This is a genomic window from Salinibacterium sp. 10G20-15 (assembly GCF_057365065.1).
In genome coordinates this window covers 1,389,021-1,412,133 of sequence record NZ_CP195118.1, presented here as the reverse complement: position 1 = coordinate 1,412,133, position 23,113 = coordinate 1,389,021, and the positions used below count along the sequence as shown (strand labels likewise).

24 protein-coding genes are annotated in these 23,113 nt (G+C 62.4%); 8 read left to right on the top strand and 16 right to left on the bottom strand.

The annotated features are described in order from the left end of the window. Positions 1-163: 163 nt before the first annotated feature. A complete protein-coding gene (locus ACR3YK_RS06735) occupies positions 164-3,319 on the bottom strand; it encodes an efflux RND transporter permease subunit (protein ID WP_486174170.1) in 3,156 nt (1,051 codons plus the stop codon). A 168-nt stretch (positions 3,320-3,487) separates the two neighbouring features. Next, on the bottom strand, positions 3,488-4,909 hold the full coding sequence (gene yczR / locus ACR3YK_RS06730) for a MocR-like transcription factor YczR (RefSeq protein ID WP_486174169.1): 1,422 nt from the start codon (positions 4,907-4,909) through the stop codon (positions 3,488-3,490). Between the two features lie 61 nt (positions 4,910-4,970). Between yczR and yczE the strand changes: the two genes are divergently transcribed. Next, positions 4,971-5,630, top strand: a complete 660-nt coding sequence (gene yczE, locus ACR3YK_RS06725) for a membrane protein YczE (RefSeq protein WP_486174168.1) — start codon at positions 4,971-4,973, stop codon at positions 5,628-5,630. 90 nt (positions 5,631-5,720) lie between these two features. Here yczE and ACR3YK_RS06720 read toward each other — a convergent pair whose 3' ends face one another. Continuing rightward, positions 5,721-6,506: a MerR family transcriptional regulator gene (locus ACR3YK_RS06720; protein WP_486174167.1), complete on the bottom strand. Its 786-nt coding sequence runs from the start codon at positions 6,504-6,506 to the stop codon at positions 5,721-5,723. Positions 6,507-6,601: 95 nt separating this feature from the next. Next, positions 6,602-7,243, bottom strand: coding sequence for a hypothetical protein (locus tag ACR3YK_RS06715; protein ID WP_486174166.1), 642 nt, complete (start codon positions 7,241-7,243; stop codon positions 6,602-6,604). Positions 7,244-7,369: 126 nt separating this feature from the next. On the opposite strand from ACR3YK_RS06715, the gene ACR3YK_RS06710 reads away from it, so the two are divergent. Then, positions 7,370-7,765 carry a fluoride efflux transporter FluC gene (locus ACR3YK_RS06710; RefSeq protein WP_486174165.1) on the top strand — a complete coding sequence of 132 codons (396 nt, stop codon included), beginning with the start codon at positions 7,370-7,372 and terminating at the stop codon, positions 7,763-7,765. Continuing rightward, positions 7,762-8,139: a fluoride efflux transporter FluC gene (locus ACR3YK_RS06705; RefSeq protein WP_486174164.1), complete on the top strand. Its 378-nt coding sequence runs from the start codon at positions 7,762-7,764 to the stop codon at positions 8,137-8,139. The genes ACR3YK_RS06710 and ACR3YK_RS06705 overlap by 4 nt, the downstream gene beginning before the upstream one ends. Here the strand turns inward: ACR3YK_RS06705 and ACR3YK_RS06700 are convergent. The 3 genes from ACR3YK_RS06700 to ACR3YK_RS06690 form a co-directional block, all read right to left on the bottom strand. Beyond that, the gene (locus tag ACR3YK_RS06700; RefSeq protein WP_486174163.1) at positions 8,136-8,753 is read right to left on the bottom strand and encodes a phosphoribosylanthranilate isomerase; all 618 of its coding nucleotides are present in this window, start codon (positions 8,751-8,753) and stop codon (positions 8,136-8,138) included. The two genes, ACR3YK_RS06705 and ACR3YK_RS06700, sit on opposite strands and share 4 nt — an antisense overlap. Positions 8,754-8,819: 66 nt before the next feature. Next, a complete protein-coding gene (locus ACR3YK_RS06695; RefSeq protein ID WP_486174162.1) occupies positions 8,820-9,980 on the bottom strand; it encodes an AAA family ATPase in 1,161 nt (386 codons plus the stop codon). A gap of 110 nt (positions 9,981-10,090) precedes the next feature. Continuing rightward, positions 10,091-11,212, bottom strand: coding sequence for an NAD(P)-binding domain-containing protein (locus ACR3YK_RS06690; protein ID WP_486174161.1), 1,122 nt, complete (start codon positions 11,210-11,212; stop codon positions 10,091-10,093). Between the two features lie 155 nt (positions 11,213-11,367). Between ACR3YK_RS06690 and ACR3YK_RS06685 the strand changes: the two genes are divergently transcribed. After that, positions 11,368-11,592 (top strand): DUF3073 domain-containing protein, encoded by a 225-nt coding sequence (locus ACR3YK_RS06685; protein WP_486174160.1) that lies wholly within the window; start codon positions 11,368-11,370, stop codon positions 11,590-11,592. Positions 11,593-11,711: 119 nt separating this feature from the next. On the opposite strand, the gene ACR3YK_RS06680 is transcribed toward ACR3YK_RS06685, so the two are convergent. Continuing rightward, a complete protein-coding gene (locus tag ACR3YK_RS06680; RefSeq protein ID WP_486174159.1) occupies positions 11,712-13,073 on the bottom strand; it encodes an aminotransferase class V-fold PLP-dependent enzyme in 1,362 nt (453 codons plus the stop codon). Continuing rightward, the gene (gene purM / locus ACR3YK_RS06675) at positions 13,063-14,169 is read right to left on the bottom strand and encodes a phosphoribosylformylglycinamidine cyclo-ligase (protein WP_486174158.1); all 1,107 of its coding nucleotides are present in this window, start codon (positions 14,167-14,169) and stop codon (positions 13,063-13,065) included. The genes ACR3YK_RS06680 and purM overlap by 11 nt, the downstream gene beginning before the upstream one ends. A 117-nt stretch (positions 14,170-14,286) precedes the next feature. Here purM and purF point away from each other — a divergent pair, with 117 nt between their 5' ends. Then, the gene (gene purF / locus ACR3YK_RS06670) at positions 14,287-15,744 is read left to right on the top strand and encodes an amidophosphoribosyltransferase (protein WP_486174157.1); all 1,458 of its coding nucleotides are present in this window, start codon (positions 14,287-14,289) and stop codon (positions 15,742-15,744) included. A gap of 59 nt (positions 15,745-15,803) precedes the next feature. On the opposite strand, the gene ACR3YK_RS06665 is transcribed toward purF, so the two are convergent. The 4 genes from ACR3YK_RS06665 to ACR3YK_RS06650 form a co-directional block, all read right to left on the bottom strand. Further along, the gene (locus ACR3YK_RS06665; protein WP_486174156.1) at positions 15,804-16,292 is read right to left on the bottom strand and encodes a hypothetical protein; all 489 of its coding nucleotides are present in this window, start codon (positions 16,290-16,292) and stop codon (positions 15,804-15,806) included. 203 nt (positions 16,293-16,495) lie between these two features. Next, complete coding sequence (locus ACR3YK_RS06660) at positions 16,496-16,966, bottom strand: hypothetical protein (protein ID WP_486174155.1); 471 nt, start codon at positions 16,964-16,966, stop codon at positions 16,496-16,498. An 83-nt stretch (positions 16,967-17,049) separates the two neighbouring features. Then, on the bottom strand, positions 17,050-17,412 hold the full coding sequence (locus ACR3YK_RS06655) for a hypothetical protein (protein ID WP_486174154.1): 363 nt from the start codon (positions 17,410-17,412) through the stop codon (positions 17,050-17,052). After that, positions 17,409-17,780, bottom strand: a complete 372-nt coding sequence (locus ACR3YK_RS06650; protein WP_100388032.1) for a sterol carrier family protein — start codon at positions 17,778-17,780, stop codon at positions 17,409-17,411. The genes ACR3YK_RS06655 and ACR3YK_RS06650 overlap by 4 nt, the downstream gene beginning before the upstream one ends. Before the next feature lie 67 nt (positions 17,781-17,847). On the opposite strand from ACR3YK_RS06650, the gene purD reads away from it, so the two are divergent. Together purD and ACR3YK_RS06640 are read left to right on the top strand one after the other, a co-directional pair. Further along, complete coding sequence (gene purD, locus ACR3YK_RS06645) at positions 17,848-19,098, top strand: phosphoribosylamine--glycine ligase (protein WP_486174153.1); 1,251 nt, start codon at positions 17,848-17,850, stop codon at positions 19,096-19,098. 8 nt (positions 19,099-19,106) lie between these two features. Continuing rightward, positions 19,107-19,994: a phosphoribosylaminoimidazolesuccinocarboxamide synthase gene (locus ACR3YK_RS06640; protein ID WP_486174152.1), complete on the top strand. Its 888-nt coding sequence runs from the start codon at positions 19,107-19,109 to the stop codon at positions 19,992-19,994. 227 nt (positions 19,995-20,221) lie between these two features. Here ACR3YK_RS06640 and ACR3YK_RS06635 read toward each other — a convergent pair whose 3' ends face one another. The 3 genes from ACR3YK_RS06635 to ACR3YK_RS06625 all read right to left on the bottom strand — a co-directional run bounded on the left by ACR3YK_RS06635 (position 20,222) and on the right by ACR3YK_RS06625 (position 22,622). Then, positions 20,222-21,493 carry a type II toxin-antitoxin system HipA family toxin gene (locus ACR3YK_RS06635; protein WP_486174151.1) on the bottom strand — a complete coding sequence of 424 codons (1,272 nt, stop codon included), beginning with the start codon at positions 21,491-21,493 and terminating at the stop codon, positions 20,222-20,224. Then, the gene (locus ACR3YK_RS06630; RefSeq protein WP_486174150.1) at positions 21,490-21,786 is read right to left on the bottom strand and encodes a helix-turn-helix domain-containing protein; all 297 of its coding nucleotides are present in this window, start codon (positions 21,784-21,786) and stop codon (positions 21,490-21,492) included. Before ACR3YK_RS06630 ends, ACR3YK_RS06635 begins: the two co-directional genes overlap by 4 nt. Before the next feature lie 425 nt (positions 21,787-22,211). Then, positions 22,212-22,622: a RidA family protein gene (locus ACR3YK_RS06625; protein ID WP_486174149.1), complete on the bottom strand. Its 411-nt coding sequence runs from the start codon at positions 22,620-22,622 to the stop codon at positions 22,212-22,214. 77 nt (positions 22,623-22,699) lie between these two features. Between ACR3YK_RS06625 and ACR3YK_RS06620 the strand changes: the two genes are divergently transcribed. Continuing rightward, on the top strand, positions 22,700-23,089 hold the full coding sequence (locus tag ACR3YK_RS06620) for a winged helix-turn-helix transcriptional regulator (protein WP_486174148.1): 390 nt from the start codon (positions 22,700-22,702) through the stop codon (positions 23,087-23,089). Positions 23,090-23,113: the final 24 nt, after the last annotated feature.

Here is a 23,113-nt window from a genome sequence, read left to right as displayed (position 1 = left end):
TAGTCGATACCTCGATAGTACATCTGAGTCAGACGTCTGACAACCATTAACTGCTAAGCAACCACAGTGCCCCACGGACCCACCATTGACGGGCAGCTTTCCCTCGGCGTGGGGATCGCCCAACCGACGGATCGTCGGTTGGGCCCGCGTGCTGCGGTGAGAACTATTCCGCGGGGGCTACGCCGGTTGTCTCACGGCTGGCCCGCGTGGCGGCGCGACGGCTCTTGCGGTCGGTACCGGCCGCCCGGCGATCGTCACGACGCTCCTTGGCGCCTTCGACGACGTAGTACAGAACCGGTAGCACCACGAGGGTGAGCAGCGTCGAGGAGATGAGGCCACCGATCACAATGATCGCGAGCGGCTGCGAGATGAAGCCACCCTCTCCCGTGAGACCGATTCCGAGGGGCAGCAGAGCAAAGATCGTTGCCGCTGCCGTCATCAGGATCGGGCGGAGTCGACGCGACGACCCTTCGACAATTGCCTCCCGAGCTCGCATACCGCGCGCGCGGTACTGGTTGATCAGGTCGACGAGCACGATCGCGTTAGTGACCACGATACCGATGAGCATGAGCACACCGATGAGCGAGGCGACACCGAGCGGGATGCCCGAAATTACCTGAAGTGCGATAGCGCCGGTCGCCGCGAACGGCACCGAGACGAGCAAGAGCAGCGGTTGGCGCAAGCTCTTGAAGGTTGCGACCATCACGACATAGACGATCAGGATCGCAACGAGGAGAGCAAGACCCAACTGCTGGAATGCATCCGTCTGTTCCGTGGCCACACCACCGAGGGCTGCCGAAGCACCCGCCGGCAAATCAGCCTCGTCCACAGCCGCCGCGACCAGAGCGGATGCCGTACCCACATCGTCACTGCTCGGCGTCACACTCAGAGTGGCGCTACGCACACCCTTCACCGAGGTGATGCTCGCGGGGCCATCTTGCACGTCCACAGTCGCGACGTCGGTGAGCGGAACCAGACCGGCGGCACTCGGAATCTCGAAGTCGCGCAATTCTTGAATCGTGACGGGGGCGATCTCGTTGAGGATATAAATCGAGAGGGTCGCTTCGTCGATGACGGCGCTGCCGACAGCACTCGGATTCATCGCACCGGCAACAATTCCACCGACAGCAATTTCGCTGAGGCCGAGTTTCGCGGCCTTCTCACGATCCACCGTGATGGAGATGAACGGCTGCTGCTCCGAGAGGTTGCTCGTGGCTTCGGCAACGACGTCAAGATCGCGTACCTGTTCGAGCAAGGAATCCGACGCTTCCCGCAGTTCGGCATCGCTTGTAGCGGTGATGTTGATCTCAATGTCCGTGGAGGCGAAACCACTCGATGCGGAGTCGAGTGTGATCTCGCCGGCATCGTCGAGATCTGAGACAGCGTCGCGAACAGCTTCTTGGAGTTCAACCTGGTCGACCTCGGGGTCAGTCGTCAGCGAGAAGGTGCTCGCTCCGCTACCCGAGAACGCTGCCCTCAGCGAACCTCCGCTGGAGCCGATGGAGAGCTGGACGGTTTCGACACCCTCCAGACCAATCAGCACTTCTTCGACCTTCTGCGCTGCCATGTCACGCTCTTCAAGGCTGGCACCGAGCGGGAGAGTTTGACTCACCGTCAGGGTGTTCTGGCCGCTGTCACCAATGAAGTTGGTCTTCATCAGCGGAACAAGTGCCACGGTACCTCCGAGCAACAGCACCGCGGCAAGCAGGGTGGCGAGCGGACGCTTGAGCGTCCAGTTGATTACCGGCAGGTAGCCGCGCTGCAGAGCAGTGACCTTCTCTTCCTGCGGAAGACCAGCGGCGTGAGCGTGTTCGACAGCTTCCTCGGTGTGACGCGGCGCAGCCTTGTTGCCCAAGAACCAGTACGCGAGTACCGGCACAATGGTCAGCGATACAAAGAGCGAAGCAGCAAGCGCAATCGCCGTGGTGAGCGCGAACGGTCGGAATAGCTCACCCGTGACATCGCCGACCAGAGCGAGCGGCAAGAACACGGCAATGGTCGTGACGGTGGATGCCGTGATGGCTCCCGCAACTTCCTTCACCGCAGCCTGGATCGCCTGCAGCTTCGGCTCCCCCATGGTGACGTGGCGCTTGATGTTCTCTATAACCACGATCGAGTCATCCACCACTCGACCGATCGAAATCGTGAGCGCTCCGAGGGTGATGATGTTGAGCGTGTAACCCGAAACCTGCATCCCAATGAAGGTGATGAGCACGGATGCCGGAATCGAAATCGCCGTCACCAGCGTCGAGCGAATCGACAGCAAGAACACCAAAATCACGATCACGGCGAAGACAAGGCCGAGCAAACCTTCAGTGGTGAGACTGTCGATGGACTCCTGGATGAACGGCGCCTGATCGAAAACCACGGTGAACTGAGTGTTGCTGCCGAGCGCGCTTTCGAGCTCCGGAATGAGGTCATTCACGGCTTGCGAAACGGCGACAGTGTTACCTGCCGGGCTCTTGGTGATCGCAATTGTGAGGGCGTTTTCGCCGTTGACGCGCGAGATCCCGGTCTCCGGGTCGTCGATAACCTCGACCGTCGCAACATCGCTCAGCGTCACGACCTCAGTGTTTGAACCGCCGAGCAGCGGCAACGCTTCAATCGCGTCAACCGTCGTGATGCGGTTACCGGCCTGCACCGTCAGGGTTTGACCATCCTCCGTGATCTCACCGGCGGGCAACAGCACACCGTTGTCATCGAGGGCGGCCGTGATGTCCTGGTTGTTGAGACCATTAGCGAAGAGTTTGTCGGCGTCGGGCGTGATTACCACCCGCTGCGTTGACGTACCAAGCAAGCTTGCGTCGCTGACGCCATCCACCTTTTTGATATCAACGAGAGTGGATGCTTCGAGCTTGCGCGATAGCTCACGCGGATCAAGATCGCTCGACACCGCAATTTGCACCACCGGCAGATCGGTGAAGTTGAACGTGAAGACCTGAGTGTCCGCGGAATCGGGAAGTTGGCCCGAGATGCGGTTGATCGCGAGCTGAATCTTCTGCTCAGCCGTGGCGATGTTGGTGCCGTACTCGAACGACGCCGAAATGTTGGAGAAGTTGGAGTTCGAGGTCGAGGTGGTCGACTCGAGCCCAGGAACGTTCTGGATGGCGGCCTCGATGGGGCCCGAAACATCCTTGTCGACGACCGCTGGCGAAGCCCCCGGGTACGTCGAAACGATGAAAATCTGCGGCAACGATAGCGACGGAATGAGCTCCTGCTTGAGCGACGTGAGCGCCACGCCACCGAAGATTCCGATGACGATGGTGACAAGCGCGATGAGGGCTCGGTTGCGCAAAGAGAAAACGGAGAGCAGATGCACGGGGAACTTTCGTTGCTGTTAAACGCGGGCGCGGTCGCAAAACCACTTCTTGGTTAGATCAATTCTCTCAGCACCCTCAGTATTCCGCGTACTCTCGCGAGATTACATCTGCGTTAATCCTGCCGCTGCCGCCGGTGGCGCACTATCGCCCGTGGTGCACGCTGAACGTTAGACCACGTTCGCGAACTCGTTGCTGGCCGGCGAGAACGGATGCCGCATCACGGTCGACCAGGCTGCGGCGAGCGCCGAAACACCGTGCTCCAATTCGGCGGACCCCACACTGAACGGAATGCGCAGGAAGCGTTCGAACGCGCCATCCATCCCGAAGCGCGGTCCGGCCGCAATGACGAGGCCTTCGTTGCGGGCGGCGAGTACGAGCTGTGAGCTCACAGGTTGGCCGAGGCCGATCCACGCGGTCATTCCGCCCGGGGTATGCGGCACTTGCCAGGACGGCAGTTGCTCGGCGAGGAGGGAGGAGAGGTGCTCGCGGCCGGCCCGCAGAGACGTGCGCCGAGCATCCAGAATCGAGGGAAAAGTCTCGAGAATGTTGGTGACGACGAGCTGTTCGAGCAGCGGGGTTCCGAGGTCACCGGCGGAGCGAGCACGCACGAGTTGGCGAATAGTGGCGTGGTCGGCGCGGATCCAACCGGTGCGCAGACCACCCCAGACCGTTTTACCGACTGAACCCACGGAGATGGCGTTGCCGTGCGCGGCGAAGGGCAGCCGACTGCCGGTGCCATCGAGATCGAGTTCGGCCATCGTCTCGTCAGCGATCACAGCAGTGCCCTGGCGAGCCGCAAGCGACAGCACCTTTGCACGCAGCTCGTCGGGCATCGATTGGCCCGTCGGATTGTGAAAGTCGGGCATGAGATAGGCAAGCGAGGGGCTCGTGCGCTGGATGGCCTGCTCTACGGCGATGGCATCCCAGCCAGTCTCGGTCGAGACCCCGACCGGCACGAGGCGAGCGCCGGCCGCCCGAAGCGCATCGAGCGCGTGCGGGTAACTCGGGTTTTCCATAAGGGCACGGTCACCGCGCGACATGAGCGTGCGAGAGATGAGCGCGATGGCGTGCTGGGCGCCGAGCGTCACCATGATCTGGTCGGGGCTCGTGGGCAGACCGCGGTCGGCGTAACGCTGAGCGATGGCCTCACGCAGCGCGGGGATCCCCACGGGATCGAAGCCCGACTCACCCAGATAGGCCGGCAACTGCTCGGCCGCACGGCGGGACGCTTCGACGACTTCAGGGGCGGCTGCAATTGTGGACTTACTGAAGTCGAGCATTTGTGGCGCCGCCGGGTCGGGAATCAGACTGGCCCGATGCGGCAACTGGGCAACACTGCCCGAACCGCGGGTGCTCTCCACATAACCGCCTTCGCGCAGCGCCGAGTAGGCCGCCGACACTGTTGTGCGACTGATGCCGAGAGCGAGCGCCAACTCACGTTCGGCCGGCAGGCGCGTCGAGGTAAGGATGCGGCCATCCATGATAAGAAGGCGGATGCGGTCCGAGACGGCCAAATACGCCGCCGTGGATCCTGCTGCGCGCCACTCACCCATCATGACGACCAATGCGCGGGCCGAAAGGCTATTCATGAGGCCACCATAGCCCGATTGGCCTCTTGTTAGGAGTCCAATTTCGTAATTGGATGCTTTTATGACTCCCCGCCTCACCATGACGCGACGAATCGCGCAGCTCGGCTTCGGCCTGTTCTTCTACGGCTTCGCCATCGCGCTCATGATTCGCGCGGAAATCGGTGTGGCCCCGTGGGACGTACTGGGGCAAGGCGTCTCGCTCACGACCGGCATACCCTTCGGCCTCGTCACCAACATCGTCGGCTTAGTCGTGCTGCTGCTGTGGATCCCTATCCGTCAGAAGCCCGGCATCGGCACCGTGTTCAATGTGGCCCTCGTGGGACCCAGCGCTCAAGTGGGGCTCTGGGTCTTGCCCGAGATCGAGGGGCTCGGACTACGCATTCTCGTTTTCGTTGCGGGATTGCTCCTGCTCGGCTTTTCTACCGGACTCTACCTCGGGGCACGCCTCGGCCCCGGGCCACGCGATGGCCTGATGACGGGCATCCACCACCGCTACGGCGGCAAGATTTGGATCGTGCGCAGCGGCATCGAGCTTGTGGTGCTGACGATCGGCGCAATCTTGGGCGGAAATCTCGGTTGGGGTACCCTCGCGTTCGCGCTACTCATCGGACCCATCGTGCACTTTACGATGCCCTGGCTGATGGTGCCCGCAGCTGTCACGGCCGACGCCGTGGCGACGCCGGAGCCGAGCTCCGACCCCGCCGTCGACGAACGAAGCTAGGAAACGAGGCTGCGCTGCTCGAGCAACGCAGCCTCGTGAGCTTTGGAGCCGTGTCGCCCGCGCCCTGGTCCCAGCGCGAGCCCCGGCGCTCTAGCCCCAGTGTGTGGCGGCAAACGCGACCATAGCCGCGCGCACGAACTCGGCGCCCGCCTGTCCGCCGTAGTTGCGAGCGAAGCGCGGGTCGGTCACGTACATGTCGGCCAGGCCGAGGTAGTACTCGCGCGGCGGCCCCGCCTTGCCTTCGCTCGGGGTGCCGGGGATTCCGACGAGCCCGTCGAACTGACGCTGCGCAAGCGCCTGAGCCTCGTCGCTTTCGGGGTCGTCACCGCGTTCGGCAGCGGCGGACCAGTCGGCCGCGAGTTGTTTCTGCGCTGCCACGAATGTTGCGCGGTCGGCGGTGCTCATCGCCTTCCACCAGCTGTCGCTTGCCGCGTACGAGTCGGCACCCCAACGTTGCTCCACCTCGTCTTTGTGCGCAGTGTGGTCGAATCCGTCGAACATTTCTTCAGCCATGAGGGGCTCTCCTTCTTCAATCTTGTGGATGGTGCTGGTCACCGACGCGATGAGGCGATCGATGCGCTGCTTCTCGCTTTCCAGCAGGCGCACGTGGTCACTCAGCGCTTTCAGGTCATCGCGGTGCCCGGCGAGAATCTCGGCGATGGCAGGAAGGCCGAGCCCGAGTTCGCGCAACAGCAGGATGCGCTGAAGGCGGGCGAGGGCATCCGCGTTGTAATAGCGGTAGCCGTTGGTGCCGATGCGGCTCGGGCTGAGGAGCCCAATGTCGTCGTAGTGCCGCAGCGTGCGCGACGTGGTGCCCGTGATGCGGGCGACGTCGTTGATGGAACGCTCGGTGGGTGCGGTGCTGTCGTGTGCCATACCTCGACGGTAGAGATTGACGTTACGTCAATGTCAAGCGAAAGTTCGCGTTAGCCCCGACGCGACTGCCCGCAGCGGGCGATCCGGCAGTGCCTTTATTCGGTAAATCGCACCGGAACGTAGACATCCTGAACCCGGTCATTGAGCGCCGTGTGGTCGTTACGCGTAAAGATGCCGCACTCGTTGGTGATGCAATCGGCGTCTTCGCCGAGCGGGTCGCCCAGTTCGAGATACGCGGTGAAGGTACCCGTAGCGGTGTCGTCATAGCTGCGAGCGCCAAAGAGACGCCAAGCCCAGTCGGCATTGATCCAGTTGCTCGGAGCCCACTGCACGGTGCCTTCGGCCACGTTTTCTTGCTGCTGGCTTGGCACGCCACCGATGCACGGCCCCGGCTTGTCAGCCGACGTTTCTGGGATGACGCACACGGCAACATAAACGCCTTGAGTTCCGTCGTAACCGGTTCCCGTCACGACTACCCGTTCGCCACGAACGAGCGCCTCGGTATCGATCGGCTCGCCATCTTCTCCGGCGAGAGTCAACGTGCGGGTGCGACCGTCGTCTCCCTCGGCAGTGACCGAAAGCGGCCATTCTCCGTCAACGAGCTGCTGGCTCGACTGACCCGAACTCTCGTGGGTGAGGATCGGCACGACGATGATGGCGATCGGCACGAGCAACACCACAACAATGATGAGCACAATCCACGGCCAACGACGGCGGCGCGCAGCAATTCGGGTCATGGCTTCAGTCTAGGACTGCACAGGGTCCCGCCAAACGGGGGTGGGTGACGCAGCATCCCTGCCGCTTGCCCTAGGGTGATCGTGGAGGCAGAACCCGCATGAGCCGTGGCACACGAAAGGCAGCACATGATTCGTGAAATAGCTGCTGTCGGGGTCGGCGGCGCACTCGGCACAGGAATGCGTTTTGCCCTCGACCTTGCCTTTGCTACCGATGACGGGCTGTTTCCTGTCTCTACCCTGATCGCCAACATCCTGGGTAGTTTCGTTTTGGCGCTCGTTGTCGCCGAACTGTGGGCACCATCCCCCGCATGGGCCCGCGCCGGCTTAGGGGCCGGCCTCCTCGGATCGTTCACCACCTTCTCTGCTCTCGCAGTGGCCGCCGTGCATCTCATTGGCGTTGATCAGTGGCTCCCCGCCCTCATCTACGTCGCCGCCACCCTCGTGCTCGGGCTTGCTGCCGCCGCTCTGGGACTGCGCATCGGGCTTGCCCGTCGGAGCCGCCCCGATCTGGTGAACGAATGACCGCCGGAGTTGTCGTTGCGATCCTCGGGGCGGGTGCTGCCGGGGCAGTACTGCGTTACCTAACGGCGCGCGCGTTCTCGTCGTACACCGGCTTCCCCTGGGCCGTGCTCGTGGTGAACGTTGTCGGTTCCGCGCTCGGTGGCACCCTCGCCGGGCTCGCCCATCTGGGCACCATTGACGCAAACCTCGAGGTCATTCTGCTCACCGGACTGTGCGGCGGCCTCACCACCTTCAGCACACTGAGCGTGGAGACGATGCAGAACGTCACCGTGAAGCGGATGCGCGTTGCGGTGATCAGCGTGCTCGCCAACCTCGTCGTCGGCATCGGCGTCGCCGCCGCCACCTACTTCGGGTTGATCGCGCTCGCTTCCTAGGCCGAGCGCGCAGCGGCGATAAAGTCGCGGATGCGCGTCACATCTTTCACGCCGCGACTCGCTTCGACACCGCTCGAGACATCCACCCCATCGGGCTGCAGCGTGCGCACGAGTTCGGCGACGTTGTCGGGCGTGAGCCCACCGGCGAGAATCCACGACTCCGGCAGAGCGGTGCCCTCCAGAAGCGCCGGATCGAAGGTAGCGCCAGCACCGGGCTCGACGGCGTCAATCAGGAGCCGGTCATCCGCTCGCAATTGACCGGCGAGGCTGCGGCGGCGATGGTCCTCCACCGAGATAGCCCGAATAGTACCGAAACCTTCGGTGCGCAGCCGATCGAAGTCGGCGTCGCTCTCATCGCCGTGCAACTGCACGGTCGCGACGCCGGCACGGCCAGCGATAGCGAGCACCTCGTCAATCGGCTGGTTGCGAAAAACTCCAACGGTCTCCATCTCCGAAGGCAGCCCCTGCGTGAGCGAGCGTGCCAAAGCGGGAGTCACGAGACGCGGGCTGCCGGGAGCGAAGACAAATCCGATCGCATCGGCACCCGCCTCCGCTACCGTCAGGGCGGCATCCGGCGTACTGATGCCACAGATTTTCACAAATAGTTGGTTCAAGTTGTTGTCGCTCCCGGTGACGAGAGTACTCGGACCGTGAGCGACGGGCTACTTACGCTCAGGTCGTTAGCGCTTCGGCCAACTCCACGCGGGTTCATCCAGCATCCCTTGCCCGTCAACCGCGGTTTCTCCGTCGACTTTGACGAGATGGATGCGGCTCGCTCCTGATTCGTCGAGTTCGTCAACCAGCGCAGAGGCGTGCGATACCACCACGATCTGAGTCTGCTCGGCTGCCGCCTGGATGAGCTGCGCCAGGGGTGCCAGCAACCGGGGATGCAGGCTCGTCTCGGGCTCGTTCAACACGAGCAGCGCGGGCGGGTTGGGCGACAACAGTGCCGCAACCAGCAGCAAGAACCGCAGGGTGCCATCCGAGAGCTCGTGGGTATCGAGCGGGCGCAAGAGCCCGGGTTGCACCATGACGAGCGAGAACAACCCGTCGCTGGATTGCACCTTCACCGAAGCGCCATCGAAGGCTCGTGCAATTGTGCGATCGAGCAAAGCGGCATTGCCGAACTCGCGAATCGTCTGGAGTGCGGCAGCAAGGTTGGTTCCGCTGTGGCTCAGCACCGGAGCACGAGTGCCCAGCTGCGGCTGCCGCACTGGCGCGTGCGGGTCGGTGCGAAAGTGATCGTAGAAGCGCCATGAACCAAGGTTTTCGCGCACCGTCAGCAGTTCAGGGGTTGCCGAAGGGTCCGCGAACGCGGCCACCATGCTCTCGGTGGGCCGCAGCCGGTAGTCGTGCGGCACCCATCCGCCCGAATCACCCCGTACGCGCACTGCCCCGTTGCGCCGTTCGGTCAGCGCGGTGGCCGGGCGCAACACCGAGCCGCTGAAGACGGCTTCTGCCTTGATCTCCGGGTCACGAGCAAACATGGTCTGCTGATTGGTAGGCAGCCCGAAATCGACGGCATAGCCGAAGTCGCTGCTGGCGTAACCGAGCTTGAGTGCGACGACATCGCGACGCATCGTTCCCTCAACCGGATGCCCGGAACGACGTGCCGCAGAGGCGCCTGCCTCGGGCCCCGCCCACAACAGGGACTGCACGCCGCCTTCTCTCGCGAGCGCCGCGATGGCACCGGACTGCGCAACCTCGGCAAGCAGGCGCAAGCTGCGGTAGACGCTCGACTTTCCGACGCCGTTAGCTCCCGAGATCACCGTGAGCCCGGTGAGGGGCAGCACTATGTGCCGCAAAGAGCGGAAACCGTCAATCGCCAGCGTCGTGATCATGCCGCGAGCCTAAGCTCAACAGCCGTCATTGCCACGCCGCAGGCCGTGTCCACTCTCCCGAATCCCGCGCGACAGCGCCAGCCCAACAGAGCCCGCACGAACAGCGCTCGCTAGCGCCCGTTCTTCATGGCTTGAATCTTGCTGAGGGTGGCGATGGCCTGGCGGGCGATCATCCGTCCCGCTCGGTTGGCGCCAATGGTGGAGGCTTGCGGGCCGTACCCGGCGAAGAAGACGCGCGGGTCTCGCCACGCCACGCCCTGCCCCACAGCTACGCCGCCTTCCTTCTCGCGCAGTTTCAGCGGAGCAAGGTGGCGCAGTTCTGGCCTAAAGCCGGTCGACCAGATGATGGCATCCGCTTGCTGGAAGGCACCGTCTTTCCAGCGCACCCCGTTCGGTTCAATGCTCGAGAACATCGGACGCGGCGTCAGAACGCCCCGTTCGATTCCGGCTTGGATGCGGCGGGTGCGCGGTACGCCCGTGCCGCTAACGATGCTCGGCAACACTCGCCCGGCACGCGCCGCTTCGTCTTGAAGGAGCACTGCTTCTTTGCGCGCTTCGAGATTGAGCGGGCCGTCTTCAAGAAAATCAATCGGACGGCGACTGACCCACGTGAGGTTCGAGGCAAGGTTTTCGAGTTCGAGCAGGAAGCCGATGGCGGAGGTTCCGCCGCCCACCACAACCACGCTCTGGTCGGTGAATTCGCGGGCACTGCGGTACTCGCTCGTGTGCAAGTGGCGACCTTCAAACGATTTGAGTCCCGGATACCAAGGGATAAAGGGTGCACCCCACGTACCAGTCGCGTTAATGATCAGCATCGTGCTGACCGATTTCATCTCCTCGCCGTCGAGGGAGAACGTCACGTTGAGATGCTCACCCAAGTTATCGACGGCCACCACATCCGCACTTCGCACCACTTGAAAGCCGTAATGCTCTTCGTAGGCTCGGTAATAGTCGGCGACTACTTTCTTGGCTGGCATATGACGGTCGGCGGTTTCGAAGCTCAGCCCGAGTTCGTCGAGACCCGGTAGATCGTTAATGCGGTGTGCCGATCCGATGCGCAGCGCTTCCCACCGATGCTGCCAGGCGCCGCCCGTTCCCGGGCCGCGATCGAGCAGCACAAAGTCGTTTCCGGGGTCGAGACCGAGTCGTCGCAGGTAATAAGCAACGGAGAGGCCCGCTTGGCCAGCACCAATAACGACAACGGAGGTGTCGGTTTCGGTAGTGGATGTCACGGGCTAACGTTACCCGCCCGAACGCCACCTGTGCATCGCCAACCAAGACCTTTCTGTCTCGCATGCTAAACTTCAGGTTAGTTTTCATCCATCCCTGTTCGCTCGTTCGCTGACTACCGTCAGTGCACCGGGACAGACGTATGAGGGGGTCTCGCATGGGACGCGGCCGTCAAAAGGCAAAGCACACCAAAGTTGCTCGGGATTTGAAGTACTTCAGCCCAGACACTAACTACGGTGCGCTCGCTCGAGAGTTGAGCGGATCAGAAAACACTGCCCCGGTTTCCGACGACAGTGAGAAGTGGCCAGAATACGCCGCTGACTCGTACAGCGACAAGTACGACGTCGAAGACGAAGACGACGAAGAAACTCGTAGCGCTTAACACGCCGTCTTCACCGCAACGTTCTAAGACTGAGGCGAGCATCTAACCCCGCAGGGCCGGATGCTCGCCTCAGTCGTTAATTCCCGCGTCTCGCTACGAACAGCTGGCCGCCTCGGCGACTAGCTTTCGCGGCTCCAGCCCACGAGCGTCGGCACGGCATCCTCAGCGAATCGCTCGTAGTCCTCAGCGGTGTTGTAGGCGTGAGCGGCAAGACGCAGGTAGCCGGCGTCGCGCCAGTTGGTGATCTGCGTTTCGAAACCGAGCTCGTCGGTGATGCGCTGGCGCAGAGCTTGAGCCTCGGGGCCCGTTGCCGCGAGGGTGCCGGGCAAGCGCAGCAGGCGCATTCCGGGGGCGGGGGCTGCGACATCCACCCGGGATTCTTCGCCTGAGGCAGCGTCGAGAGCATCCGCGACAATATCGGTGGAGTAGTCGAGCAGCGACTCGATATAGCTGCGAATGGCATCCCAGCCGATGCGATCTTCCAGACCTGTGATCGCGTCCACTGTGGCGAGATAGGGCGTGTAGTCCATCGTGCCCTGCTGGTCGAAGCGCGCGGGGAAGGGCTCGTCCATTCCCCACGAGTCGATCACCGGGTACAGCTCTTTCGCGAACTTCTTCTCGGCCACGAGCACGGCTGTGCCGCGAAAACCGCAGGCGAACTTGTGCAGGTTTCCGACCCAGGCGGATGCTGCGACGCCCTCTGCAGGCCGGTGCTGCACGCCGGGCGCGTGCGCTGCATCCACAAGAAGAGGCACGCCATGCTTCGCGGCCAGCGTGGCGAGTTCGGCGACGGGGAACTCGCGCGCCGTGGACGAACTCGATGCGTCAATGATGAGGCCCGCAGGTTTTTTGGCGAGCGCCTTGCCGAGCACGGTCACGATCTGCTGCGGCGAAGCATCCAACTCGATCGGCACGGTGCGCACTTTGGCTCCGCGTTGACGGGCTTCACGCTTGGCCGAGAAGGCGACGGCGCCGTACGCGTGGTCGGTGATGACAACGTCGTCGCCGGGCTTGAGCTGCAACGCGCGAATGGATGCCGTCATGCCAGCACTGGCGTTCGGCACGAAAGCGAAGCGGTCGGCATCCACTCCGATGAAATCGGCAAGGTCAGCACGAGCCTGCGCAACACGTTCGGGCGCAGCGCCGAACCACCGCTGCGGCGCACCTTCGGCTTCTTGCAAGTAGGCGAGGCGGCGCAGCTGGGCGAAGACCGGAACGGCACCGTAGGAGCCGTGATTGATGTGACGCCAGCGCGAGTTGAGGCTCCAGAGCGCGGCGGCGCGTGACCCGTCTCGCGTCAGAAGGGGTTCGGGGCGCTGTGTTGCGTCCGCATCTGTTTCGGCGGCTTCCGCGTCGACGTCGACGTCGCTAGCCGCACTGTCGTCCTGGTTCTCGTCCACCACGGTGGACACGTCTTCGGGTTCTGCTGATTGCACGTCGTTGTCGACGTCAACCGAGTTGTCGGGCTGCTTAGTTGCCATAGCGCCCATTCAAGCGCACAGCACCACCATTCACACCCTTGGCACCCTGTTCGAAGCCAGAAAGATCGTGGGCGGCCGTCGAAACACGACCAACTTCCCACGAGGGGATGCCGTCGGCCGTGAGGGCGGCGATGGTCGCGTCGGCAGCATCCGCCGCCACAATCGCGATCATGCCGATGCCGAGGTTCCAGGTTCCTTCGGCACTTTCGAGGCTGGAACCAGCCATGTCCGAGAGCACACGGAATACGGCGGGCGGCGACCAGGTTGAGCGCTCAACTTCGACCCACGAGCCAACGGGCAGCACGCGTGCGAGGTTGGCGGCGATGCCACCACCGGTGACGTGGCTGAGCGAGTGCACGGCGCCGGGCTGAGCCTCGAGCAGGTTGAGTAGCGGCATTGTGTAGAGGCGGGTCGGCTCGAGGAGCACTTCGCCGACGACTCCGCCGAGTTCGTTGAGGTGGTCGCTGTATCCGACCTTGTTGTTCGCCAGAATGTGGCGCACGAGCGAGAAACCGTTCGAGTGGATGCCCGAGGACTCCATCGCGATAACAACGTCGCCATCGGCCACGAGGTGCGGGCCGAGCTGAGATCCGGCTTCAACCACGCCGGTTGCTGCACCAGCAACGTCGTAGTCGTCGGGGCCGAGAAGACCGGGGTGTTCTGCCGTTTCGCCGCCGACCAGCGCGGTGCCGGTAGCCGAGCATCCACGAGCAATACCGGCGACGATATCGGCGATGCGTGAGGGAACGACCTTGCCGCACGCGATGTAGTCGGTCATGAAGAGCGGCTTGGCGCCCACGACGATGATGTCGTCAACGACCATACCGACGAGGTCTTGACCGATGGTGTCGTGCTTGTCGAGCGCCTGAGCGATCGCAACCTTCGTGCCAACACCATCCGTCGATGTCGCCATGAGCGGGTGCTTGTAGTCCTTGAAGAACGAGGCGTCATAGAGGCCAGCGAAGCCGCCGAACCCTCCGACCACGTTGGGCCCATGAGTGTCGCTGACGGCCGCTTTCATGAGTTCGACGGCACGGTCACCAGCGGCGGTGTCAACACCGGCTGCGGCATAACTGGAGGAAGAGTTCTCGGTCACCGCTCTAGCGTACCGGTCTGCAGTTATCCAGTCGCCGCAGATGCGCCGGGGTATGAGAAACTAGACCGTACTCACCCCGGGTACGCGCTCTACGACCTCAGGGAGCCACGCGAAAGCATGTGCGGCATTGTCGGTATCGTCTCTTCTCAACCCGTCAACCAGCAGGTTTATGACGCCCTGCTGCTTCTGCAGCACCGCGGTCAAGACTCCACGGGTATCGCCACGGCAGACGGCAGCACGCTGCACCTGCAGAAAGCCAACGGCCAGGTTCGCGAGGCGTACCGCACGCGTGACATGCGCAACCTCGTCGGCACCTCCGGTCTCGGCCACGTTCGCTACGCCACCAAGGGCAACGCGTTCAATGAGCAAGAAGCGCAACCGTTCTATGTGAACGCGCCCTACGGCATCATCCTTGTTCACAACGGCAACCTCACGAACACGCAGCAGCTCACTGACGAGCTGTTCCGCATCGACCGCCGCCACCTCAACACCACGAGCGACACCGAACTTCTCGTCAACGTGTTGGCCAACGAACTTCAAGAGCAGGTTTCGGGTCTCGACCTCGACCCTGAGCAGGTCTTCACCGCCATTGAGCGCGTGCACGACCGCGTTGAAGGTTCCTACGCCGCGATCGCACTGATCGCCGGCCACGGGCTGCTCGCCTTCCGCGACCCCTACGGCATTCGCCCGCTCGTGCTGGGCCGCCGCCAAACAGGTCTCGTCGGTGATGAATGGATCGTGGCATCCGAATCTCTCGTGCTCGAAAGTGCCGGCTACGACTTTGTGCGGGATGTCGCGCCCGGTGAAGCTATCTTCATTACGCCCGATGGTCAGATGTTCTCCAAGCAGTGCGCCAAGGCTCCGGTCTTGATTCCGTGCTCGTTTGAATACGTCTACCTGGCTCGCCCAGACTCGATCATGAACGGCATCTCCGTTTACGAGGCTCGCCTGCGTTTGGGCAACAAGCTTGCCGACACGATCGCCAAGTACACGCCCATGGGTGACATCGACGTAGTCATGCCGATTCCCGATTCGTCGCGCCCCGCCGCAATGCAGGTCGCCCAGAAGCTCGGTGTTGAATACCGCGAAGGTTTCTACAAGAACCGCTACGTGGGCCGCACCTTCATCATGCCCGGCCAGGCCGAGCGCAAGAAGAGCGTGAAGCAGAAGCTAAACGCGATGGGTACCGAGTTCAAGGGCAAGAACATCCTGATCGTCGATGACTCGATCGTGCGCGGAACGACCTCGAAGGAGATCGTGCAGATGGCCCGCGAGGCTGGCGCCAACAAGGTCACTTTCACCTCAGCAGCGCCGCCAGTGCGCTTTCCCCACGTCTACGGCATCAATATGCCGTCCCGTGCGGAGCTCATCGGTCACGGTCGCAAGATCCCCGAAATTGCCATGGAGCTCGGCTCCGATGCGCTCATCTACCAAGAGGTCGAAGACATGCAGGCTGCGATCACCGAAGGCTCGAACGTGAACTCGCTCGAAATGAGCTGCTTCACGGGCGAATACGTTTCGGGCAACATCACCCCCGACTACCTCGACTGGCTCGAGCAAACGCAACTGAGCTAGTTAGGCTGCGGCACTAACCGCTGCAGGACGGCGTTGGCCGTGACGAATCGAACGGCACGTTAGTCGGCGTCGGTCTCCGTGGGCGCCTCTTGAAACTGCACCCACGTCGCACCGGTGCCTGGGAAGTCGCAGTTGTCTTCTGCTAGCCATACTTCTATCCGACCGGCTTCGTCGCTATCGTCCATGGCATGCCCGGTGACTCCGATACCACCCGTGCGTCGGTAGCTTAGAGAATCTGGCCGAGTGGAGCCGGTGTACTCCAGCAGTTCGAGTCGGGCGCCAACCGCGGCGGGCATATCGTCGCCCTCCAACACGAAGTAGTGGGTGTAACCGTTCTTTGGTGTGGGCTCACCACCAGCCCCTTCGCAAATCACTTCACCAACGGTCGCTGCCTCGAAATCCGCCACCGCTCCGTCGAGGTTGTCCAGACGATCTTGCTTCCAGTTCGGGTCCAACAAGAAGCAGCCGCTGAGCGAACTTGCGAGCAGCAGTATCGTGCCCGCGGCAAGCGCGCGCTTGCCCATCGTGTTCATGCTCGCCTGTGTCATGCAGAAAAGTATCGCAGTCGAAAGAACGAATTGAGTCCGTTCTTTAAAAAATCCTCGGTTTAGTGACGACTAGTGCGTCTCGGGCAACAACACGACCGACTACCTCGAATGGCTCGAGCGTAGGCAGTCGGGCTAGCCGCACCAGGAACACTCGAAAGTATTGACATGTTCTTGCGAAACACCTGTCGGTGAGCGCCTTCCACCTAGGGCGACTCTTGAAACTGCACCCACATCGCATCGGTACTCGGGAACTCGCAGCCGTCTTCCGCCAGCCACACTTCTATTCGGCCGGCTTCATCACTGTCGTCCATCACGTACCCAACGGCCGCAATTCCATCGGGCCGTGTGTAGCTCAGAGAATCTGGCCGAGTGAACCCGGTGTACTCCAGCATTTCGAGTCGGGCGCCCACCGCAGCGGGCATATCGTCTCCCACAAAGACGAAGTAATGGGTGTACCCATTCTTCGGAGTTGGTTCGCCGCCAGCCCCCTCGCAAATAACGTCTCCGACATTCGACGCCTCGAAATCAGCCACAGCACCGTCGAGATTGTCCAGACGATCTTGCTTCCAACTCTGGTCGAACAAATAGCAGCCACTGAGCGACACGGCGACGAGCAAAGTCGTTCCTGCGGCCACCGCGCGCTTCCCCACCGCAGCAAACGTCGTGCGCTTCATAAAGTGGAGTATGCCAGTCGAAGCAGCACATTAAGCCTCTTTGCTAAGAAATCTTCGACTTAGCGAGGGCCGGCTAAGCGCCGCTATTCGAGCGTGCCCTCGTAGGATTCTGGTTCTGAGATCTCATGCTCGGCCGTGCCGGTCTTGGCGCGACGGCGCGATGAACGGTCGGCGATGAGCGCGACGAGAGCTCCGACGGCAACGCCGGCAGTGATTCCAAAGAGACTGAAGTAGCCAAAGAGCGCCCCGAATCCGACTGACGGATCCACGGGGAACGACATCGTGAGAATGAACGTCGCGATGGCACCGAGCCCGCCACCGACGATCATGAACGCGCCGTACTTGGGCGCACGGCGAATGCTCACGCCCGTCGATTCGACCGTGGTCTTCATCGCAGGCTGCTGCGGGGCGGATGCCGCGGGCTCGTGTTCTGGCGTAATACTCACGGAGCTATTCTCTCCCACACAACTGGGAGGTATTCGCTGAGGTCGGCACGCGACCCCGAGGCGCTGATATCGCCGGAGTCGAGGGCCTCGGCCCACTCGCGTGTTCCCGTGGCGAGGGCAATCCAGGTCTCGGCATCCATCTCAACAACATTCGGTGGGGTGCCGCGCGTGTGGTTAGGGCCTTCGATAGCTTGAACGGCGCCGTGCGGTGGCACTCGAACTTCAACTGAGTTGCCCTCCGCGGTGTTGGCAAGCACCTGCAAGAGGTAGCGCACAGCAGTCGCGATAGCGTCGCGGTCTGCCCGACCGTCGCGCACCAATCGGATGCTTGCCTCGCCTGCAATGGGGGCTATTTTCAGCTTTGCCATGCCTGAACGCTAGCAAGTTGGGCTGAACGCTAACAACTGAGGCTGTGGGCTTGGTTAGGCTGTCGTTGTGCGAATTCTTGTTCTAGGTTCCGGTGCCCGCGAGCACGCCATCGTTACGTCTCTCCTCAGCGAGGAAGAGGCGCACGAAATCACCGCTGCGCCCGGCAATGCCGGTATCGCTTCGGTGGTTGAGACGGTGGCGCTCGATCCCACGCGTGGTGACGTTGTCACCGAGTATGCGCTCGACAACAACATTGAGTTGGTTGTTATCGGGCCCGAGGCTCCTCTCGTGGCCGGTGTCGCCGACGATCTGCGTCGCCGCGGCATCGCCGTGTTCGGCCCGGGCAAGGCTGCCGCTGCTCTTGAAGGCAGCAAGACTTTCGCCAAGCGCATCATGGATGCCGCCAACGTTCCCACCGGTCGCGCCCACCGCGCCGGCTCCTTGGACGAAGCGATCGAGGCTCTCGACGAGTTCGGCGCCCCCTACGTAGTGAAGGCCGATGGCCTCGCCGCAGGCAAGGGCGTTCTCGTGACGGGCGACCGCAACGCCGCCGTTGACCACGCAACGTTCTGGCTCGGCCAGGGCAGCGTTCTCATCGAGGAGTACCTCGCCGGCGAAGAGGTCTCCCTCTTCTTGCTCAGCGACGGCCACAACGTTGTTCCGCTCTCGCCCGCCCAGGACTACAAGCTCGCCTACGACGGCGACAACGGCCCCAACACCGGCGGAATGGGTGCCTACTCCCCCCTCAACTGGCTCCCCGATAACTTCGTTCAAGAAGTCATCGACACCATCGCGATCCCCACGATCCGCCAGCTCGCCGACGAGCAAACGCCGTTCATTGGCCTTCTTTACTGTGGCCTCATTGTCACGAAGGACGGCATCCGCGTTATCGAGTTCAACGCTCGTTTCGGTGACCCCGAGACGCAGGTTGTACTCCCCCGCCTTGTTACGCCGCTGAGCTCGCTGCTCTACGCAGCGGCGACCGGCGGCCTGCCCGACCACGCGACTCCCGTCTTCACCGACGACGTGGCCGTCACCGTTGTGCTCGCCAGCGAGGGCTACCCCGAGAACCCCAAGATCGGTCGTCCGATTACAGGGTTGGATGCGGCACTCGCCGTTCCCGGAATCACCATCGCCCACGCCGCCACCGCCAGAAAGGGTGACGAGTTTGTCGCCACCGGCGGACGCGTGCTGAGCGTTGTCGCGACCGGCGCAACCTTTGCGGTCGCCCGCGAACGCGCCTACGAAGCGCTCGGCCACATCACCCTCGAGGGCGGGCACTACCGCACCGACATCGCGCTTCGCGTCGCCCAGTGAGTAACGCCGTGAACGATGCTGGAGCAGGTGCTGGCGTGAACGATGCTGCGAGCGCGTGGACGCTGACGTATTCCGGCAAGGTCCGTGACTTGTATGTGCGCGCCGACGAGCCCCAGCTTGTGCTCATGGTTGCCAGTGATCGGGTCAGTGCGTTTGACCACGTGCTCGAGCCGGGCATCCCGAGCAAAGGCGCGCTGCTCACGCAACTGAGCAAGTGGTGGTTCGCGCAGCTGCCTGACGTTCCGAACCATTTAGCGGATGCCGCTGGCGTTGATGCGCCTGCGGAACTGGCTGACCGGTCGATGATCGTGAAGCGCCTGGAGATGTATCCGGTGGAGTGTGTCGTTCGCGGCTACCTGTCGGGTAGCGGTTGGCTTGAATATCAGGAGTCGCAGAGCGTGTGCGGCATTGCGCTGCCAGCCGGTTTGAGCGATGGCGACCGCCTGCCCGAACCGATCTACACCCCCGCGTGGAAAGCGCCGATGGGTGAGCACGACGAGAACATCAGCTTTGAGCGTACCGTCGAGCTCGTGGGTACTGAGGTTGCGACTGCGCTTCGGGATGCTTCGCTCGACATCTTCGCCCGAGCCTCCGCCATCGCGGAGACTCGCGGCGTGATTCTCGCTGACACCAAGTTCGAATTCGGCGCCGACCCGGAGACCGGTGCTCTTGTTCTCGCCGACGAAGTTCTGACGAGCGACTCGAGCCGCTACTGGGATGCCGAACTTTACGCCGCCGGCGGCCCCGGTCGCCTCGCAAGCTTCGACAAGCAGATCGTGCGCAACTGGCTCTCCGCCAACTGGGACAAGCAGGGCGTTCCGCCCGAGCTGCCCGCCGACATCGTGGAGCAGACTGCGGCGCGGTATCGCGAGCTCATTGAGCGGCTCACCGCGTAGCTCAGTGTTAGCTTGAATGGATCATGATCAGCCCGCTCGGGAAGCCAGAATAGTAGTGCGCGAGTTCTGCTGACTGGTCGAGGTCATCGAAGCTGAAACGCAGCCCGCATCAGTTCATGTTCGCCAATGTTGCCTCTCTCAGAAGCGACCGGTCATCTTCAGTCAGAAGGCGGCTCGGCATTCGCCCCGTGTAGAGCTGCGAACGGTGTCAGCCGCCTTGCCTTTCATCAGCGCAATTGCGACAGCGCCACAGCGATCCGCTCTTGGAGAGCCACGTTCAATGCTCCTGCGAAGGGTGTGTCTATCGCTCGTACGTCATCCGCCGCGCACAATCTCGCGACCGCCTCGGGTGCGCGCGCGGCGAGCGCACGCAGGTCATCCACGAATGCCGAGCCATCAAGCCCGATATCTTCGGCCTGCGTGTGCCATGCGTTCGCGTCGATAGCCGCCAAGCGATAGTTGCCATCCACCGATTGAGCGAGGCGTGCGGTCTTGGTGTTGAACGTGTCGTAGGGCGTGATAGTCGCAATGTCATAGAGCGGGGCAAGCGCGACAGCGGAACCCCGCTCAAGGAGCGAGTAGTTCTTCGCGTGTGCATCCGGGGCACCGATCAGCCAGTTGAAGGCCACCGCCAGCAAATATCGGTGAGCGCTGGCGTCGGCGCGATCCTTGGGCTGAGCGCGCCGCAGTAAACGAACAACGTCGATGATCCCGGGCCCGCCATCGTCTTGGTATTTTTGCGAGGGAGACACGCTGAGGGCTTGACAGAGATCTTCTTGGTGCAGGCGCTGGATGCCCGCCGGCGTCACTCGCCGGTCGTAACGCTCGACGACAATCGCGTGAGTGCCGTCGAAAGAACGAATCTGGGTGAGCGCTGCTGGTAGCCCCAGCTCACGAGCGAGGGCGAGACAGACATGCTCATTGAGCGCCTGCTCCCTAAACTGCGGGATGCCAGGCTTCACAATGTGGGTTGTTGGAGTGCTGCCGAGTGCACGACCCCACCCTCCTTCAACAGCTACGAGCGCGAACTTCGCTTGCGCTCCGGCCAGACTGAACCGACCGTCGGAGTCATCGAACGTCCACGCGTTAGGGTCGGCGTTGAGTGCACGCAATTGCGCGCCGATCGCGACATCGTCGACCCGCTGCACTTCGTGAGCGTCATCCGGTCGCTCGCCTTCGGGCAAGAACTGCACTGCGCCCGCGCAATCCCGACCGTAGTGCTGAAGGAGGGAGAACGGATTGTGCTCGTCGGCTTGCGGACTCGCCAGCACCGCCCAGCGTTGGAGAGTTTCAGGATTGTCGGGCAGTAACCCCCACAGAAATGGGTCGACGGCGGCCGGGGGATGCACTCCCACTCGAAGCGGCAGCGAGAGCGACAACGGGGTCGAGCCGCGTGCCTGTAGATACTCCCGCTCATAGGTAAAGCTGGAAGCTCGCACGTCGCATTCAAGGGTTCCAGCGCGCTGTGAACCCATGAAAACTGCGAGCATTCGCTTCATTCTGGAACCTCACTCGGGGCGTTTCCTACGCTGTTGTTGCTAGCGAATGACTGTACGTAATCGTCTAAGTCGTCAGCGGGCGGGGTGTCATCGAGGTGCAATTCAAGCTCGAGCTGAAACAGAGTCCGCAGCAACGCTTCGAGGTCGATTCGAGCCTTACCCTTCTCGACTTTGACGACCCACTGACGTGCGACTCCCACCCGGTCAGCAAGGTCCTGTTGGGTGAGTCCGAGCTTTCGGCGCTTATCGCGGATTACTCGCCCCACATCGGCAGCTGTCACCAAGATCGCCATCGGGTCCCCTTTCTGCCGGATTAGTTTCCGTAACGCTCACCCATAAACCGTTTGTACGCAAAACCGACCATTTAGTTCAATGTACGCAAAACGCTACACCCAGTGCAATGTACGCGCAATAGAGCACGGTCGACCATCCTTCGCGACCCAGCGCCTGCCGACGCCGGTGCTCTCGCACGATTGCTTCCCGCGAGCTCGCAAGAAGCGTATTCGTACCTGCCGCCGTAGGACTTCTTCACCGCCGAGTTTCTGGCCAAGCGACAGACGATGTGGGATCACATCCTCAACAGCCCGAGTAAGGAGTTGAGCATCCAGCTCGACGCGACCCTGGGCGACACCGCCGTTCATCGGCGTTCGCATGGCGCGATAGCCGGCTACCGCACCACCATGGGCTCTTGCCCTCTCCCGCAACTTAGGCGCACTCGCTAATCGAGAACCGCAGTGACTTCCACTTCAACGAGCACGTCGGGTTCGAACAAGAAATCAACTCCGATCAGCGAAGCTGGCGGCAGCGGAAAAGGGATGCCGAGTTCGCGAGTCACCAACTCGATGCCTGCCATAAACTCGCCGATCTTCTCCGGCGCCCATGCCGTCACGTAAAACACCATTCGAACCACGTCGGAAAAACTAGCGCCAGCGGCGGTCAGGCCAACGTTCGCATTGCGAAGCGCGTGCGCAACCTGCCCCGCGAGATCGTTCGATCCGCTCGGGGCTCCTCCCCCATCCCGCGCCACTTGCCCCGCAACAAAGACTTGGCGCGATCCCGACGCGACCGCGACGTGATGGTAGGGAACGGGCTGCATTAGGCCCTCGGGCGAAAACAACTGAACACTCATGATTGACTCCTTGATTCGTAGGGCAGTAGTCCATTGATAGTTGGTATCTAGCGGTTACTTCAACGAAACTAGGTGTCATGACGGTAACGCGAGACACGGCGATAGCCGCCACCAGCGAACGCTTCGAGATCGGCGCGAGGCATCGCGAGCTGCTCGACCACGTTCTCGATAAGTGGTCCCTCGAAGTTCTCAACTTGCTCTGCGATCGGCCGTCTCGCTTCAGCGAACTGCGCCGCGCCATCCCCGCTGTCTCGCAGAAGTCGCTGACCACAACCTTGCGCCGCCTGGAGCGCAACGGCATCATCGAACGCGCCGTTCTCAGCACCCGCCCTTTAGCGGTCGAATATCTCATCACTCCGCTGGGCAAAACGCTTCGCTCCCCCATCGATGAGGTCCTCCACTGGGTGGATACGAAAATGCCCGAGGTCGAGAACGCTCGACGTCGGTTCGATGATGAAGCGGACTGAGGAGACAAGCCAGCAGTCGTGAGG